Origin of the sequence: Lachnoclostridium sp. An138 (assembly GCF_002160765.1) — a bacterium.
Classification (GTDB): domain Bacteria; phylum Bacillota; class Clostridia; order Lachnospirales; family Lachnospiraceae; genus Laedolimicola; species Laedolimicola faecalis.
This window is the reverse complement of record NZ_NFLF01000011.1, coordinates 22,496-39,590: the sequence shown is the minus strand read 5'-3', so window position 1 is coordinate 39,590 and position 17,095 is coordinate 22,496. Positions and strand designations below refer to the sequence as shown.

Here is a 17,095-nt window from a genome sequence, read left to right as displayed (position 1 = left end):
TCAAATTTAAATCCATTACAAAACAGAATGCATAAAACCCACAAAAAGGGAAGCAGGACTAAAACAGCATATAATGCTGTCTGCAGTTTTTTATGCCTCATATCACAATTCCTTCCATTTATGAAATATGGATAGTTCTGGTCAGCCTCTCATACAGATTATATCCATCCCAGATCAGATCAAAATCCATGGTTTTTCCCACCGGAACGATACGGTCAATGCCGCGGACTCCTGTCTTCAAAAGCGGCAGAAACATCTGCGGATCACCGATGTAGGAAACCGTCTGGCAGTGAGTGTCATCGCAGACAGCTTTTAAATCGCAGATATCCTGACAGTCATATTCATAAAAATATCCGGAATCTCCCCGGAAATCCATCAATCCTTCGAAAAGATGGTCCAGGGAAATCCTGACAAGCCGGTTATCGCCGCAGGATATCATATGTGTGCCTTCCTGGGCTGCCGCTGCCAGAAAAGCATTTGTCAGCTTGTTGACTCCCTGAATGGACTGAAATTCGTACTTTTTCTGAACTCTCTCCAGAAGAAGGCTCCAGAAACGTTCCTTGGCCCGGGCAGTCTGGGAACCGCACCAGACTACAAGCCTTGGACTGGTACAGGCATTCTGGTCCGTCAGATAAGTATCGTTATAAAAATCATCCGCAATCCTCGGCTGATTATCCGCTGCCAGATAGGCGTCGCTGTCAATTACCGCCAGAGAATATCTGTCCGCAAAAGTAATTTCCGATGCTCTGGGGCCAAGCGGTGATTTTCTCAGCTCTGCGATTGTACGGTCGCCGCCCCAGACAATCCGGGTATCCGCAATAGAAGAAAGCGCGTCATTGATTCTCTGCTCTCTCCCGTAACGCACAAAACAGATGTAGGGCCGGCAGGCCGGGTACTGTTCCAGAGCCATATTTACCGCTTTGTTGATAATGGAAATCTGCGGAAAATCTTTAGACGGAATGCGGACCACATTGGCGTTCCCCGTCATAAAACCTGCCGCAAAGGAATAGGCATAATTAACCGCCACATTGGACGGAGCAATGTGGAAAGCCACTCCTCTTCCCAGGTGTATACAGTTCTCTTCTGCCTGGAAACGCTCTGCCAGCTTTTTCACTGACGATCTGCGAATCCAGAAGGCAAAGGTTACCACATCCGGATACAGCTTTGCTTCCGGCATGGAAAGAAGTGTTTTGGACAGGAAATTCAGAAACTCTTCAATTTCTCCGCAAAAAGGTTCCCTCGCTTCCACTTCCGGCATGTGTGCAAGAATCTCTTCACTGCCTGCCAGGTATTGAATTCCCTGCAAATTTTCTTTATCTAAACTTTTCTGCATAGGTATCGCTGCACCCCCGTATCTCAGCATTTTTGAGCCTGCCGATTACTTTGAAATATTTTCCTTTTCTGCCGCAGGGGCAGTCATCCTCTCCAAGCACCACTCCCTCATCCTCTGTGAGAAGCGAATGTCCCGGATAGGATTCCGGAAGGGTGGAAACCACCTGAATGATTCCCTTTTCCCCCATTTCACATTCTGCAAAATCCAGCGGCCGTCTTACAATCACATCAGAAAAATTGCTCGCATGAAGATGTCCGCACTCACATTCCATGTAAATGCAGCCTGTCTGCTCTACCATGCCGTAATAATCGTGTACATGGCGGAGACCACAGACCTCCTGCAGGCGCTGCCCGAATTCCTGCGGACTGACAGCTTCGTTTATCAGCTTTTTCCAGCCGCCGCCATGAATCAGGACTCCCTCCGACAGATCGAAAGTAATGCCTTCCTCTTTCAGGCGCACCAGCTCCTTATAAAAATGCTGCCAGATCATAAATGTAAAGCCAAAAAGAAAAATTCTCTGGCCCTGATACTTCTCAAGAAAAGCCTTCAAACCATCCACATCCAGCTTCATATCATCATCCAGCGCGTAGATTCGTTTTGCGCCGAAAATGGAAAATCCCAGAATCCCGGCTCCCCGGGCGGAAAACATCTGACGGTTTTTTACCACGGATGGACAGTCCAGAATAATCATGGGCATTCTGCTGCTTCCTGTAAAATCAGAAACGATTTTTACCATAACCTTCTGCTGATTTGCGGAGGTTACCCGATCCAGATAGATTTTCGAGACGGCCTGTCCGGTCGTTCCCGAAGAGGTCATGGTCTTTACCACCTCTTCCTTCGGAACGCTTCGCAGTTCCAGTTCTTTAAAGAGGCGCACCGGAAGAAACGGCAGCTCTTTATAGCTGCAAAGCTTCTGGCTGTCATAGCCTGCGCTTTCCAGCATGTTTCTGTACTGGGGGCAGCTTTCTCTATGTTTTTCTGTAAGCTCTCCCAGCCTCTCTGTCAGAAAGCGGCCTTTTTCCTCCTTATCTAAAGAATATGGACTTGTCTGCAGCATGTCTTCAAAATTCATCTTTCTGCTCCCTTACCTTTGATACAGGGCTGTATCTGACTACTTATAATATTTTTCCAGTTCCCTGTAAAGCGTTTTTCCGGCGTCATTTTTCGGAATGCTGTCTACGACAATCACCTTAAATGCCGCCTGGTTCAGTCCGGTCTTCGCAACCACAAACTCTTTCACCTGTTCCCCATAAGCTTCGTCTGTCACAAAGAGGTACATGTGGTCATCCACTCCGGCGCTGGCACATTCCAGATTTTCAAATTTTCCCTTGATCATCCGGTCCACTTCATCCAGGTTTACACGGTTTCCATATATTTTCAGAAATCTCTTTCTGCGTCCGACAATATAATAATAGCCGTCCTCGTCAAACTGCGCCATATCTCCTGTCTGAAGGAAGCCGTTTCTTTCGTCTCCCTTACTCAGATCTTCTCCGCACTCCGCATATCCCAGAGTCACATTTTCCCCTTCATATACCAGTTCCCCGGTTACATGGGGTTCCGTGACCGCTTCTCCATTTACATCAATCAAATGGAACACGCCTCCCGGAATGGCGATGCCCATAGACCCGCATTTTTCCACAGCCTTATCCGCGGGCAGATATCCCATCCGGGCCGTAGCCTCACACTGGCCGTACATGACAATAAAACGCTTGCCCTTCTCCGCCGCATATTCCGCGAATTTCTTGTGGAGTTCCGGAATCAGCTTGCCGCCGGCCTGTGTCATTGTCTTCAGATCCGGAAGGTCCATACGGAAAAATCTCAGCTTATCCAGCATTTCATAGGTATAAGGCACTCCTCCGAAAGAAGTCGCCTTCTGCTCCTTCATAAAGGACCAGAATCCTCTCTCCATCATGGTCTTATCCGTAAGCAGGATTTCTGCGCCCACCAGCAGATGGCTGTTGATAATGGACAGACCATAAGTGTAATTCATAGGCAGCGTGGTGATCGCCCTTTCCTCCTGGTCAAGTTCCAGATATTCCGCGATCTGACGGGTATTTACTTCAATATTTTTATAGCTTTGTCTGACAAACTTGGGACTGCCTGTAGATCCTGACGTGGTAAGAAGCAGACCCAGTTCTTCATAAAGAGGCCAGGACTTTTCATAGTCCGTCTTCAGCAGAGAGTATCCTCTGCTCTGATAAACGCACTGAAATCCGGGGAACTTTTCCGTCATTGCATCAGGCATCCACAGAAATGCCGGATTATACTTTTCCAGAAGCGCCTCCAGCAGTTCCTGATCCAGATGGGCATTCAAAAGAACCGGAACAATTCTGTTCTGTATAAAGCTCACATATCCGATAACAGAGCCTTCCGTATTGCTGCACATGGAAAAAACAAGGCAGCGTTTCCCAATCGCCGACGCGAGCCGCCCTGTCTCTTCTCCCAGTTCTCTGTATGTCAGCTGCGTTCCATCATCAGAACGCAGCGCAGTATTATCCAAAAACTCATTAAAATTCCACATCATATTTTTCACTCAGAATTTCCATTCCCTTTTCAAAAGAGCTGAAATCAATAATGTCATCTGTATCCATCATAATATCAAAAGCATCCTCAAGAGCTGCCACAAGAGACATGTGGCCTACAGAATCCCAGGCTGCGATCCCGGAATACTGAAGTCCCTGTGTCTCTTCCTCCGTAATATCAAAGGTCTCCGTAAAAGCATTTACATATTTTTCTTTATTTGTCATTGCTGTTTTCCTCCTGCAATTTAATCCAACTTTTTATACGCGTCCGTGATTCTGTCCGCAATGTGACGGGCTGACAATTTATGATAGTCCAGCAGCCACGCATAGGTTCCCGCTTTTCCAAAGCTGTCCGGAAGTCCCATCATCTCCAGCCGGGTATCCTTATTGTACCTTGCTTTATATTCAGCCACAGCAGAACCCAGTCCTCCGATGACTGTATGCTCTTCAATTGTCACAACAAGTCTGTGCGAATCGAACACTTCTTCCAGAATCTCCTCATCCAGCGGCTTCACCGTGCTCATATCTATAATTGTACAGGAAATTCCGTCTTTCTGAAGCTTTCTTGTGGCACGAAGAGACTCATACACCATGGTTCCCGTGGCCACAATCGCCACATCCGTTCCCTCTCTGACTTTTGTGGCTCTGCCCAGCCGGAAATCATAATTCTCCTTATACACCGGCTGGTTTCCATTCACACCCGTCAGTCTCAGATATGCCGGTCCTTTATGCTCCAGAAGAGCTTCCACAGCCTTCGCGGTCTCCGTGCAGTCTGCCGGTGATACCACAGTCATATTCGGAATCGTCCTTGCAAGCGCCAGATCTTCCAGTCCGTAATGGGTATTGCCTGCTGTTCCCATGCTCAGTCCGCTGGCGATTCCCACTACCGTCACATTCAGATTCATATACCCCAGATAGGTGCGCAGCACTTCAAAGCACCGCATGGAAGCAAATGGCGCAAAGGATACTGCAAAAACCTGATATCCTGATTTCGCCAGGCCTGCCGCAATGGCAGTCATATTCTGCTCCGCAATTCCTACATTCAGGAACTGATCCGGATGGTTTTTTTCAAAATCTCCCAGGCCTGCGGAATCTGCCACGTCCGCCACAAGCACCATCAAATCCGGATACTCACAGGCCAGCTCGTCCAAAACCAGGCCAAATGTCTTTCTTGAACTTATTCTTGACCAGAGGGCAACGTTTTCCGCCGAAATATCAATCATTTTTCAATTCCTCCATCGCCTGATTATACTGCTCCTGGGTAAGTCCTGCATGATGGTATTTCACCTGATTCTCCATGAAGGAAACGCCCTTTCCTTTTACCGTATCCGCCACAATCATTTTTGGCCTGCCATCCGCCGCAAGTCCGGCAAGGGTCTCATAGACAGCCCGGATATCATGTCCGTTTATCTCAAAGACTTCCCAGCCAAAAGAACGGAAGCTTTCCGCAATATGTGCCTGCGGAACGATTTTTTCCGCTTCCCCATCCAGCTGCAGGTGGTTATTGTCCATAATCGCAATCAGATTGTCCAGACCCAGCTTGGGCGCCTGCATGACGGCTTCCCATACGCTGCCTTCGTTGCATTCTCCGTTGCCAAGCAGGACAAATGTCTTTGCCTGTGTCTCCTTCTTTTTATCCGCCAGCGCCAGACCGATGCCGAATCCCAGGCCAAGCCCCAGGCTGCCGCTTGACAGCTCAATTCCTATCTCATCATGCATCACCGGATGAGCCGGGAACATCCCGCCATTGTCTTCAAAGGTCATCAGCTCTTCTCTGGAAATTACGCCGGTCTCGCAGAGAGCCGCATACTGAACCAGGGCACAGTGGCCTTTGCTCAGCACAAAATGATCCTGCTTCCCCGGTCTGTCCATAATTCCGCAGTAGAGCACAGCAACTATATCAGCCGAAGAAAGAGCGCCGCCTATATGAGCCCCGCTGGCTCCTGCATGCAGAGTCATTTCCAGCATATTCTCCCGCATATTATGCGCGGCAGTTTCTATCCGTTTATATAATTCTGTATTCATTTCAATCACAGTCACCACCTCCATTCACTACAATGGTCTCTCCATTTACAAAAGAGGCTTCATCCGATGCAAGAAAAACAGCCACATTGGCGATCTCCTCCGCCTTTGCCATACGTCCCATCGCAGAGGGAAGAAGCCTGTTTTCTCCTGCATTTTCCTGTACCGTTCGACCCATATCCGTATCGGTCAGACTTGGCGCGATAGCGTTTACCCGTATTCCATACTGGGCTGTCTCTGCCCCCAGCACTGCCGTCCAGGCTTTCACCGCAGCCTTGCTGGTTCCGTATGCAGAATTTCCCGCCCTGACATTAAGCGCCGCGACAGAAGACATGTTAATAATGCTTCCGGATTTCTGCCGCATCATTTTTCTCAGCACAAGCTGCGCCAGCTCCATCGGCGCAAATACATTAATATCAAATACCTCCCGGATCGTCTGCATTCTGGTCATTGAAAACAATCCGCCATGGGCAATCCCTGCATTATTAATCAGGACATCTATATTTTCTCCCGATTTCAGCACCTGCTTTATTGCCGCCTTCATCTCTTCACTGTCTGTCAATTCAAAATAAACTGGTCTAATCCATACTCCATTTTGAGACGCAATTTCAGCCATCTGGGTCTCAAATTCCTCACTGTGCTTTCTCGCGCATGCCCAGATATTACATTGCCGCTTCGCGAAAGCTTCCACAAAAGCTTTTCCAATTCCTCTGTTTGAACCTGTAATCAGAACATTCTTTCCTGTAAGCATAAGCCTCTTCTCCTGAATTCTCTTTCTCACAAACTCAGTATGATTTTAACCGCTATTATCCCTGATGTCAATTCATACCGGTCGCCATCTCCGAGTATCTGTTTACTGATGCCGAATCAGCACATACTGCATCTCATTAATCCGATAGCCAAACTGCAGATGCAGATGAATAATTGCCTGGTTATTGGACGATACATGTGTCTTCACTTTTACATTCCCGCGCTCTCTGGCAGAATACAGGTTCGTAAAAAGAGACAGAAAGCCAAGTCCAGCCCTTCCTCCATGATTCAGCATTCCTCCCAGGACAGCGTCACAGACTGCATTTTCCTTATCAATGTTTACTCCAAAAGCAGCTGGCGTATCTTTATAATATCCAACACATACATGTCCGTTCTGCTCGAGAAGATCCCGGGACCAGTTCGCGTACCGTTTTCCAGCCATTTCTTTTCCGAAATAAGGGTCTAAAGCTATGCGGTCAGTCTCAAAAATATCTCCCGATTCTATTTCTCTCAGAATACTCTCCCTCTGTTCTCTGTCGGCTTCTTTTACAACAATTTCCTGTTCAAATCGCCTGTATACAGCAGGAAGAGTCAGTTCTCTAAGCCCAATTTCCAGCCCAATACTCATCTCTATTACCTGATATCCCTGCTCCTGCGCACATAAAAGCAGCCCCGCAGCTCCTCCGGGAACCTTACATACAGAATAAGGAGTCTTAATTCCGGCAAGCGCTTCTTTCAGTTCCTCTCTGCTGTCCGATGCTGCACACTGAATCTCTGTCACATCTACACCCAGATTTCGTTTTTCCCAGAACGCGTCTGTTATCTTCATTTTCTTCAGCCTTTCTCTTTCTGCCTTCTCAGGCAGTGAATTATCTGTAAAAGTTTTTTATTTTTTCACAGATAAACTCTATTTTTTCCTGCTCCAGTCCATAATACATGGGCAGACGCACCAGCCGCTCACTTTCTTTCGTCGTGTACAGGTCTTTCCCGGAAAACCGCCCATATTTCAGGCCCGCCGGCGCAGAGTGCAGCGGAATATAATGAAACACTGTCAGAATTCCTTCTTCTTTCATGTACGAGATAAAACTCGTTCTCTCCTCCAGATCCCGACACTTGATATAAAACATATGCGCATTATGTACGCACCCTTCGGGTATCACAGGCAGCTCTATCCTGCCGGATTCCTCAAGACCTTTCAGTTCCTGATAATACTGATTCCAGCTGGCCATACGGTTCTCATTAATCTCATCCGCAGCACAAAGCTGAGCCCACAGATAAGCCGCGTTCAGCTCACTCGGAAGATAGCTGTCTCCAAAATCCACCCAGGTATACTTGTCTACCTGTCCGCGGAAGAACTTGGAACGGTTTGTTCCTTTTTCACGAAGAATTTCTGCTCTCTCATTGTATTCCGGATTGTTGATCACCAGAGCTCCGCCTTCTCCCATAGAATAGTTTTTTGTCTCATGGAAGGAATAGCAGCCAAAATCTCCTATGGTCCCCAGAGCACGGCCTTTGTATGTGCTCATAACACCCTGAGCCGCGTCTTCAATTACAACCAGGTTATACTTGCGGGCGATTTCCATAATCGTATCCATTTCACAGGCTACCCCTGCATAATGCACGGCGATGATGGCTCTGGTCCGCTCCGTAATGGCTTCTTCTATCTTTTTCTCATCAATATTCATCGTATCCGGCCGGATATCCACGAACACAAGTCTGGCTCCTCCCAGCACTGCTGAGGTAGCTGTACTGGAAAAAGTATAGCTCGGGAGAATCACTTCATCTCCCTCTTTCAGTTCACACAAAAGAGCCGCCATGTCAAGAGCTGTAGTCCCGCTGGTCGTCAGCAGAACCTTCTGAGCTCCAAATCTCTCCTCCAGCCAGGCGTTGCATTTTTTTGTAAACGCCCCGTCCCCGCATATCTTATGTGACTCAATCGCTTCTTTGATATACTGTAATTCTGTTCCCACACAAGGGGGTACATTAAAAGGAATCATCGTCTTTCTCCTCCTGATATTTTAAATACTGGGACCTCCATTCCATAAACCGGGGCCGTATCTATCTCTGTCCACTGGACATCCTCGTATTTTTGTTCATAGTATGCGGTAATTCTGCTTGATGGTGTATTGAAAATCAGATACACATTGTCATTTTCAATCAGAGCCGTATTCTCATCTTCAATTCCAAATTTCTTCAATCCCTGTTCATGTACCGGAAGAAACGTGGTCCATCCCCCCAGACTGAAACCATTATCAAGCCGCGCTTCCTTTCGAATATGGAAATTCTCTGTATACCCGGCTGTCCAGGTAGCAGGTATAAAGTACACCTGTCCGGGGTGTTCGCGATAATAGGACTGTAAAAGTTCATATTCCTGATTTGCCGCTGTACTCTGAAGCTGCCTTTCACGAATAACCGTAAACTGCCACGCTGCAGCTGCCAGCAGCACTATCAGGAGTCCCGCGGTCCACCCTGGGATTTTTTTTGCCGTCTCCGGTACTGCATTTCTCCGTTCCGAGAAAAAAACTGCAAGAGCCGCCAAAAATTCTATTATCAGCAGCGCCGCAATTACTCTGGAAGGCAGTCTTCCTTCATATCCCAGATAAAAGGTCAAAGCGCCTTCACAGAGCAGGAACCCGGCATTGACAAGCCACAGCGCCTTCTTCCGGTACCGAATACCTGTAATAATATTCAGCAGGACCAGAGCTTTCGCCAGAAGGTTCAGAACCAACGTCTCTTTTCCCAGCTCTCCCTGAACTGCAATTCGGACTCCCGCCATCACCCGGGCAGTCAGACTGTTCTGTTCTCTGTAACGCTGCTCCGCATAATCAGCTATCTGCTGCATCTTCCCATTTTCCAGATCGTCTACAAATACCAGCTGATAGCGCTCCAAATTGACAACATCATATTCCTGGAGTCCTATGCTGTCGTAAAACTCTCTGTTCTCCTCATATGGGGGCACGCCATAATAATCATAAATAACCGAACGCGCAGTATTATAATCTTTGTAAGATTTCCATTCCGCGCTGGAATAAGAAAACACTTCCAGAACCATGATTCCAGCCAGACCAGCACAGGCGATGGAAGCCATGAGTGCTTTCTTTTTAACCGGCTCTTTTTTGTAAAGGATAATTAAGCCGCCAAATGGCACTGCCATCAGCAGTACATTTTCTCTGACACAGAAGGAAATCCAAATCAGCAGAATGACCAGAGCCGCCATCCTATATTCCTTTTTCCCGCTGCTGTCATCCAGACAGTAAAGAAACACCGCGGTTCCAGCCACAATTCCTGCTACTACCGTAAACTGAAAACTAACCAGATGTCCCAGGCCTGTCAGTGCAAACACCGAAAGGAACAGGACGGATGCCGCCAAAAGATTTCTTCCTCTTTTTTCACAGATACTAAGAATCTTCCACAAAATCAGCGCTGCTGATAAAATCACAAGCCCCATCCACACCAGGCCATACCAGTCGATCCCTGGAAAATATCTATAAACCGCACTCAGCAGCGCTCCAAGCGCCGCTTTCACAAACACCAGATGATAATCAGGGGTCCCAGACATGGCGCCAGACGCAATGTCCCTCATCGCGGTATCGTCATTGATGGCATAAGTCACCGGTATCATCAGAAAAACAACTGCCAGGAAAATAAAAAACAAGCCAAAAGATATAATCTTTTCCGTCTTCACACTCTTATTCATTTCCTTACCTCAAAATCATACACTTCAAACACCCTTTCTCCATAATCCAGGGTGTCCACCAGCTCCCGGCCCAGATAATCGTCTCCATAGACGCTGGTATAATAGCGGTCCATATACCTCAGATTTACATTTTCTAATGATATCACATATACATGATCCTTTTCAACAATATCTGTCTTGGGGTCAGATATGCCAAGCTTCCCGCACTTTTCATTTTCCAGAGGGGAAAACGTATGCCAGCCGCCCACAGACAGAAGATTGGTAAAATCAAAATCTCTGCGCAGCGTAAAATTGTCTGTATAAGTCTCAATGGAAAAAGTTGTCATAAAATAGACATTTTCCATATGCTCTGCCATATACCGGTTGACATCAAGGAACTCCTCATTGTAGCTGCTGCGCCAGCCCACAGTTCCCTCTACTGTCTTCCATTCCGTCCCGGCTCCCCAGGCCAGAAGCAGGCAGCAGACAGCCGCCGCTCCTCCTGACAGCCAGCGGGCGGCGCCGGAGCGCCCGCTTTCGTTCTGAAACAGACCGCGCAGGATTTCCCAGCCGACGGCCAGCATGCTCAGAAGCTGAAGCAGGAACATTCCGTAGCAGACCCGTTCCACAATCCTTCCACGGAAGCCCAGATACAGCCAGAACAAGGCCACAATTCCATTGATAAAAAGCGCCAACGCAAACTGCTTCCGATTTTTCCAGAGCCCCAGAATCAGAACCGCTGCCGCCGCCAAGTAGCTCAGATAGCTTAAAGGAGCGTAAAATCCATTGGTCAGATGTTCCAGCACCTTCTGCACGCCCATATACAGGCGGTCGCGGGCAGAATACTGCTGATTATATTCTTCCTGCGCGTTCACCGCCAGCTCATGCATGGTTTCGCTGTAAAGATCATCGCAGAGATACAGGGAATACCGCTGCAGATTCTCTACTTCTTCCGGCGACAAATCCAAGGATTCATAAAATTCCTGGTTGTCCTCGTAGTTTTTCAGGCCATAATAATCCATGATTGTAGAGCGGTCTGTATTATAGGAAAGGAATTCCTGCCATTCCTGCGAACGGTAAGCGTATTTCTCCACGCCCAGAACAGCCGCTGTTCCCAGAATCAAAGCCAGAAGCACGCCCCAGTGGCGGAGCCCAAAGGGCCATTTTCCGGCGCGCAGTTTTTCCCAACGAAAAGAACCGTGTCTCCACCAGAAACACAGGGCTGCCGCCGGAAGCACCATCATAAATACAGAATCGCGTACGGACAGACAAAGAAGAAGGAGAAAAACGGAGACTCCCTCTTCACACAAATTTTGAAATCTGTCTTCAGTTGTCGATGTATAAAACAGGAAAATTCCTGCCACTCCGGCAAAGGCTGCCGTCACTGTCCACTGGAACACTGCAATATGCCGAAGTCCGATGCAGGTAAAAAGAAGCAGCGCTGCCGCTGTGTAGACAATCTTCCAGATAATAGACTTTTTCTCTGCCAGTCCCCGGTATAAGATCACAGCCAGAGAAAAGAGAATAATTCCAATCATTACGATTCCGTACCAGTCCCATCCCGGAAAGCCTCTGTACAGACCGCTGATCAATATTCCCAAAACATATTTTACAAAGATCAGATGGGCGTCCGGGGTGCCGGTAATGACTCCCGCCGCCACATTCCGCATTGCCACGTCATCATTGATGTCGTAGATAAACGGCATTCTGGTATACGCAAAGGCAAAATATACTGCCGTTATCAAAAGCGCAAGCAAAAAAGCTGCCGCCATACGGGCTTTTGTCCCCATTCGCTGCATGTCTTTTCCTCCCTGCTATTCGATGGTTTCTTTCTTTTCTTCCGCCCTGATTCTCTCAAAGCTCTCCTTGGCCTGAATCAGCCTCATCTCAAAATCCTGCTTGTTCTTCTGCTCCATGCTCTGCAGCACCAGCCCCGCGAACAGAGACTGCAGGGCGGCAATCAGCACGAAGCCGCAGACGATCAGGGTCGGGAACCGGGGCACAAGGCCTGTCTGCCAGTATTCCACCAGAATCGGAATCAGGAACACAACCGACAGCGCTGCCAGAATCCCCGAAAGCAGAGAAAAGAAAGCCAGAGGCTTATAGTTCTTATAGAGACTTAAGATCCGGCTTAAGACCTTCAGTCCGTCAGAAAAGGTATTCAGCTTTGATACGCTTCCCTCCGGCCGGTCCCGGTATTCGATGACCACATGATCCACCTGCATATGCTTGTCTGCCGCGTGAATGCTCATTTCGGTCTCGATCTCAAAGCCCCTGGAAAGTACCGGGAAGGTCTTCACAAACTGGTAGCTGAACGCCCGGTAGCCGGTCATAATATCCTGAATGTTCGTATCAAAAAACCGATTGATGCAGTTTTTCACAAAGGAATTGCCGAAGTTATGGAAGGGCCGCTTGTTTTCCGTGTAATAGGTAGAGGAAAGCCGGTCGCCCACCACCATATCCGCCTGTTCTTCCACGACTTTGCGCACCATTTCGGGAGCAGCCTCCGCCGGATAGGTGTCGTCGCCGTCCACCATGATGTAGACCTCCGCTTCGATCTCCCGGAACATTCTGCGGATGACATTGCCTTTTCCCTGCTGGTACTCATGCCGCACCACAGCGCCGGCCTCCAGCGCCAGCGCTGCGGTTCCATCCGTGGAATTATTGTCGTAGACATATACTACAGCCTCCGGCAGCGCACGCCGGAAGTCCTCCACGACCTTTTTTACCGTTTTGCTTTCATTGTAGCAGGGGACAAGCACCGCTATCTTATCCATAAATACGTCCTCCGTCTATGATGTTCCATCTTCCCGCATACTCTCTGAACCGCCGTCTCTCTGGCTGCCTGCTTCCTTCCACATGGTCCACAGCAGATAGAAAAGAAGAGGCGCGCAGGCGATAAACGGGTAATGATAACGCATCTTCACCACAGGACCCAGAAGGTTTGTCAGGAAATAAGCTCCGAAAGGCACCAGCGCCAGCGCTCTTTTCCAGCTTTTCCGGTAAAGGACAAGCAGGCAGGCGAAGATCCAGAGCCAGGTATATGCTCCCAGGTTAAATGAGGCGGCAATTACCGGAACATTCTGGAAAGAAGCCTCATTTCCTATCTTCCGGTAAAATTCTGAGAGGGCCGGAAGCTTTGATTCCATTTCCACATCCACATCTTCCCGGAAATCTTTGCAGTAATACTCAAAATAATCTCTTCCGTTATCCGTATCCTCGATAGAATTGCCGGGGTACCAATAGCCGAAGGTGTTTGTCAGGAAAGAATCTATATAGATCTTTTTATGTCTCATACCCGCGGAAAGCCAGGCCTTCAGAAACGGCCACGGATCTTCCGCAAATTTTTCTCCGTTAAAATACGCTTTCACCGGGTCCGCAAACCTGGACAGATAGGAATTCATGCCTTCCTCATCTATGATAGACAGAAATGCTTCTTTTTCCTCCTCGGTAAGCCCCAGATTATCCAGATTGTAAACTCTGGCTGCTGACTGCATCAGCACACTGCACATTTCCCGGGGATCGCTTGCTTCGATTCCCAGCATATGATAGAATGGCCCGTTATAAATGCCGTAGAGGGCCAGGCAGATGACCGCCAGCAGCAGCATTTTCTTCCAGAATCTGCGGAACACAAAGAGCAGAAACGGAATACAGAGCAAAAAGGTGTGAAAGCCGTTATTACGAAAGGCAAACAGGAAAAATACTGTCACGCAGAACACAGCCTGCCTTTTCCGGGAAGCAAAGAAGGCCTCCCTGTCTTCCGCTATCTGCAGCAGCTCCACCACAAAAACCGCAAAAACCGCCGTAAATATAGAGTCCTTGGTGGCGCAGAGGGCCATCAGGCTATTTGCCGGATGGAATCCCAGAAAGAGAATGCTTCCCACAAGAAGCCAGCCCGGAGCTTTTCTCTGCCGCAGATACAGGCAGACTCTGGCGTAAAGAGCCGCCATCACAAGCATCTGAAGCAGCGAATACAGAAGCGCACCCGTCTGGTTTCCGGCCTGTCCCGTTTCGGACAGCGCCCGTCCAAGCATTCTCGTCACACCCAGAAGGGCCGTGTGCAGGATCGGATGATGTCCGGTCACATCTCCATCCACAAAGGCAGCAAGCTGCCAGCCGCTGTCATAGGAAAAGATTCCCGGCCAGGCTGCCAGAAGCACCGGAATCCAGGACAGGAACAGGACGCAAAAGCAGAGCAGATAGAATTTCCGGCCGGAAAGGCCGGATGCCCGTGCGGAAAAATCTTTCCACAGCTTTGCCGGCCTGCTGCTATCCTCAGCCCCTGCCAGCGTCCTTTTCTCTGCGCAGCCTCCCTGCGCCAGCGTCCGCAGGCCAAAGCCTGTGCAGATTCCGAAAAAAGGAGTCAGGCACAGAACCGCGGGAAAAACATTTGGCTGCCAGATGGTATCTGTATAGTTCAGCGAAAAGCCAAAGCAGGTCATCGCCGAAAAGAGAAGTCCTCCGGCAAGCGAGATCACAGCCAGTCTTCTGTCCACTTCTCCCGCGAAGAAACGGATGCCCAGATACAGGAAGGCTGCGAAAGCTGCCATACAGAAGACGCTGTTGGACAGCATGGTGCTCTCCGAGCGGATCTGATACAGCAGATTAAAACCGCATACCGCCAGAAAGGCCGCAAGCCCTGCTATGATATTTCCTGTCCGGGAACGTCTTTTTGTCATGCTTTCTCCTGCTTTTCTATAGTTTCTGCCCTGCTGTTTTCCGGTTTTTTCGTCTTCCGGTTTTTCTGCCCTGCGCTCTCCTGCCGCTTTTGTCTGTCGTTATTTAATCGTGTAGTCTGAATAATCCAGAGAGAAATTCGGGTTGAAATAGGGATCGCCCGCGTCCAGATCCGCCTTCCATTTGGTCCGGAACAGATCTACCTCATGCTGGAAACGCTTCATCTTTTCTCCCTCTTCCATACCTCTCGTCTTGGACTCATAGTGATACAGCTCCGCAAAGGGAGTGAACACATTCAGATAACCCGCATGGCGCAGCTTCAGACAGAGGTCCACGTCATTGAACGCCACGCTGAAGGTCTCATCCAGACCGCCCACTTCATCATACTGGGCGCGGCTGACCAGGAGGCAGGCTCCTGTCACCGCGGTCACATCCTGCGCATAGCAGAGACGGCCCATATAGCCCAGATGCATCTTGTCATCCTTGTAATGGGTATGGCCGGCCGCCCGGTGGGCTCCCAGTCCTATGACAATGCCCGCATGCTGAATGGTGTTGTCCGCGTAGTAGAGCTTCGCTCCCACAGCGGCCACGTCCGGGCGCTGGGCATACATCAGAAGCTCCTCCATCCACTCCCGGGTGATGACTTTCATGTCATTGTTCAGCAGCAGCACATATTTTCCGTTTGTAAAAGTGACGCCGAAATTGTTGATGCGGGAATAATTAAAGTCTCCCTCATATTTTACAACGCGGATCTTCGGATTGTGCTCCAGCGCCTTGTAATAATCAAAAATTTCTTTGGTCTCGCTGTTATTTTCCACAATCACAATCTCGTAATTCTCATACGTAGATTTATTGATAATGGATTCCACACAGCGGGACAGATCCTCCATATGATCCTTGTTCGGAATCACGATGGAGATCAGCGGACGCTCCAGAAGCGGATAGCGTATCCGGAAAATCGTAGGGAACGCTCTCGTGCTTTCTACCTTCGCGTCCATGCCATAGACGTCCATGATATGATCGTGAACGGCTCTCTTGGCCGCATCCACCGCATAGGTCTTTGCGTTGATATCCTGGGCTACGGACGCCTTATGGGAACGCCAGTAATACAGGGCCTTCGGCACATGGTATACTTTTTTCGCCTTCCAGGTCAGGCGCAGAATCATATCGTGATCCTGGCTTCCGTCGTACTGGCTGCGGAACACGCCGGTCTCGTCCAGCAGATGTCTGGAAAAAGCGGAAAAATGACAGATATAGTTATTGCCCCGCAGATTGTCAATGGCAAAGTCCGGTTTGAAGTGCAGCACAATCATGTGATCGATGCTGTCGCCCTCGAACGTAATCTCATCGCAGTAAATGTAATCCGCGCCCGTCTCATTGATGGCCTTCACATACTCGTAAAGCACGGCAGGATGCAGAATGTCATCATGGTCCAGAAGAGCGATATAATCGCCGGTGGCCATCTTCAGGCACTCGTTCGTGTTGCCGGAGATTCCTTCGTTGTGATCCAGCACGCGGTAAAGGATACGGGGATCTTCCGCCGCATATTTTCTGCAGATCTCTCCCACATAGGCATGCTCGTGATCGCTTCCGTCAGCCAGACACAGCTCCCAGTTCTGGTAGGTCTGATTTTTTACACAGTCCAGAAGCTCCGTCAGAAACTTTTCCGGTGTATTATAAAGAGGCGTCAGAATACTGAATTTCACCATGTTGGGGAAGACTGCTTCCCTCTGGCGCTTCGCCTCCTCCGGTGACGGAAAGCTGGCCGTGCCGTGGCGTTTCATGTTCTTACGCTCCTGCATCTTGCTTCTGACCTTCCGCATCAGTCCCGGAATGGAACCATAGCGGGTCAGCCTGTCTCTGGTCTTTTCATAGAAATGAAGACCTTTCCGCAGTGGAGTCGCAAGCTTCCAGGCAAAGCTGCCCTTGATCCGGTCCAGCTTGAAATTCAGCTCTTCGATCTCTTTCTCACATTCCTCTATCTTGCTTACGAGGACTTCGGATTTCTCCCGCTCTGCCTCGTACAGTTTCTTATAATCATTCTGTAATTCCTGATTGTCCATGCTCTCCCTCACTGTCTGCCCTGCTTTCCACCGGCTTCTCTTTTCCGGCCTC

At 49.0% G+C, this 17,095-nt stretch carries 14 protein-coding genes; all 14 read right to left on the bottom strand.

From position 1 onward, the window contains the following. Positions 1–118 precede the first annotated feature (118 nt). The 14 genes from B5E82_RS10425 to B5E82_RS10360 all read right to left on the bottom strand — a co-directional run bounded on the left by B5E82_RS10425 (position 119) and on the right by B5E82_RS10360 (position 17,055). Positions 119–1,177 (bottom strand): acyl-CoA reductase, encoded by a 1,059-nt coding sequence (locus tag B5E82_RS10425; protein ID WP_442911308.1) that lies wholly within the window; start codon positions 1,175–1,177, stop codon positions 119–121. Positions 1,178–1,313: 136 nt separating this feature from the next. After that, on the bottom strand, positions 1,314–2,405 hold the full coding sequence (locus tag B5E82_RS10420; RefSeq protein WP_087163817.1) for a LuxE/PaaK family acyltransferase: 1,092 nt from the start codon (positions 2,403–2,405) through the stop codon (positions 1,314–1,316). 39 nt (positions 2,406–2,444) lie between these two features. Then, positions 2,445–3,857 (bottom strand): AMP-binding protein, encoded by a 1,413-nt coding sequence (locus tag B5E82_RS10415; RefSeq protein ID WP_242966308.1) that lies wholly within the window; start codon positions 3,855–3,857, stop codon positions 2,445–2,447. Beyond that, positions 3,841–4,080, bottom strand: coding sequence for an acyl carrier protein (locus tag B5E82_RS10410; protein WP_087163816.1), 240 nt, complete (start codon positions 4,078–4,080; stop codon positions 3,841–3,843). The genes B5E82_RS10415 and B5E82_RS10410 overlap by 17 nt, the downstream gene beginning before the upstream one ends. Positions 4,081–4,100: 20 nt before the next feature. Further along, positions 4,101–5,078 (bottom strand): transketolase family protein, encoded by a 978-nt coding sequence (locus B5E82_RS10405; RefSeq protein WP_087307487.1) that lies wholly within the window; start codon positions 5,076–5,078, stop codon positions 4,101–4,103. Continuing rightward, entirely contained in the window at positions 5,071–5,880 is an 810-nt protein-coding gene (locus tag B5E82_RS10400; RefSeq protein WP_087307553.1) for a transketolase, read from the bottom strand. The genes B5E82_RS10405 and B5E82_RS10400 overlap by 8 nt, the downstream gene beginning before the upstream one ends. Before the next feature lies 1 nt (position 5,881). Further along, on the bottom strand, positions 5,882–6,628 hold the full coding sequence (locus tag B5E82_RS10395) for an SDR family NAD(P)-dependent oxidoreductase (protein ID WP_087307486.1): 747 nt from the start codon (positions 6,626–6,628) through the stop codon (positions 5,882–5,884). 102 nt (positions 6,629–6,730) lie between these two features. Beyond that, entirely contained in the window at positions 6,731–7,456 is a 726-nt protein-coding gene (locus tag B5E82_RS10390; RefSeq protein WP_087307485.1) for a hypothetical protein, read from the bottom strand. Between the two features lie 40 nt (positions 7,457–7,496). Beyond that, a complete protein-coding gene (gene rffA / locus B5E82_RS10385) occupies positions 7,497–8,624 on the bottom strand; it encodes a dTDP-4-amino-4,6-dideoxygalactose transaminase (protein WP_087307484.1) in 1,128 nt (375 codons plus the stop codon). Further along, the gene (locus tag B5E82_RS10380) at positions 8,621–10,324 is read right to left on the bottom strand and encodes a hypothetical protein (protein WP_087307483.1); all 1,704 of its coding nucleotides are present in this window, start codon (positions 10,322–10,324) and stop codon (positions 8,621–8,623) included. The genes rffA and B5E82_RS10380 overlap by 4 nt, the downstream gene beginning before the upstream one ends. Next, a complete protein-coding gene (locus B5E82_RS10375) occupies positions 10,321–12,102 on the bottom strand; it encodes a hypothetical protein (protein WP_087307482.1) in 1,782 nt (593 codons plus the stop codon). Before B5E82_RS10375 ends, B5E82_RS10380 begins: the two co-directional genes overlap by 4 nt. Before the next feature lie 15 nt (positions 12,103–12,117). After that, positions 12,118–13,080 carry a glycosyltransferase family 2 protein gene (locus B5E82_RS10370; protein WP_087307481.1) on the bottom strand — a complete coding sequence of 321 codons (963 nt, stop codon included), beginning with the start codon at positions 13,078–13,080 and terminating at the stop codon, positions 12,118–12,120. Positions 13,081–13,095: 15 nt separating this feature from the next. After that, positions 13,096–14,982 (bottom strand): DUF6020 family protein, encoded by a 1,887-nt coding sequence (locus B5E82_RS10365; RefSeq protein ID WP_087307480.1) that lies wholly within the window; start codon positions 14,980–14,982, stop codon positions 13,096–13,098. Between the two features lie 99 nt (positions 14,983–15,081). After that, positions 15,082–17,055, bottom strand: coding sequence for a glycosyltransferase family 2 protein (locus B5E82_RS10360; protein WP_242966303.1), 1,974 nt, complete (start codon positions 17,053–17,055; stop codon positions 15,082–15,084). Positions 17,056–17,095: the final 40 nt, after the last annotated feature.

Excerpts from the sequence above, each read along its gene's own strand:
- B5E82_RS10425 (WP_442911308.1), bottom strand. The coding sequence starts at position 1,177 with ATGCCGGAAGCAAAGCTGTATCCGGATGTGGTAACCTTTGCCTTCTGG.
- B5E82_RS10420 (WP_087163817.1), bottom strand. The coding sequence starts at position 2,405 with ATGAATTTTGAAGACATGCTGCAGACAAGTCCATATTCTTTAGATAAG.
- B5E82_RS10415 (WP_242966308.1), bottom strand. The coding sequence starts at position 3,857 with ATGATGTGGAATTTTAATGAGTTTTTGGATAATACTGCGCTGCGTTCT.
- B5E82_RS10410 (WP_087163816.1), bottom strand. The coding sequence starts at position 4,080 with ATGACAAATAAAGAAAAATATGTAAATGCTTTTACGGAGACCTTTGAT.
- B5E82_RS10405 (WP_087307487.1), bottom strand. The coding sequence starts at position 5,078 with ATGATTGATATTTCGGCGGAAAACGTTGCCCTCTGGTCAAGAATAAGT.
- B5E82_RS10400 (WP_087307553.1), bottom strand. The coding sequence starts at position 5,880 with ATGAATACAGAATTATATAAACGGATAGAAACTGCCGCGCATAATATG.
- B5E82_RS10395 (WP_087307486.1), bottom strand. The coding sequence starts at position 6,628 with ATGCTTACAGGAAAGAATGTTCTGATTACAGGTTCAAACAGAGGAATT.
- B5E82_RS10390 (WP_087307485.1), bottom strand. The coding sequence starts at position 7,456 with ATGAAGATAACAGACGCGTTCTGGGAAAAACGAAATCTGGGTGTAGAT.
- rffA (WP_087307484.1), bottom strand. The coding sequence starts at position 8,624 with ATGATTCCTTTTAATGTACCCCCTTGTGTGGGAACAGAATTACAGTAT.
- B5E82_RS10380 (WP_087307483.1), bottom strand. The coding sequence starts at position 10,324 with ATGAATAAGAGTGTGAAGACGGAAAAGATTATATCTTTTGGCTTGTTT.
- B5E82_RS10375 (WP_087307482.1), bottom strand. The coding sequence starts at position 12,102 with ATGCAGCGAATGGGGACAAAAGCCCGTATGGCGGCAGCTTTTTTGCTT.
- B5E82_RS10370 (WP_087307481.1), bottom strand. The coding sequence starts at position 13,080 with ATGGATAAGATAGCGGTGCTTGTCCCCTGCTACAATGAAAGCAAAACG.
- B5E82_RS10365 (WP_087307480.1), bottom strand. The coding sequence starts at position 14,982 with ATGACAAAAAGACGTTCCCGGACAGGAAATATCATAGCAGGGCTTGCG.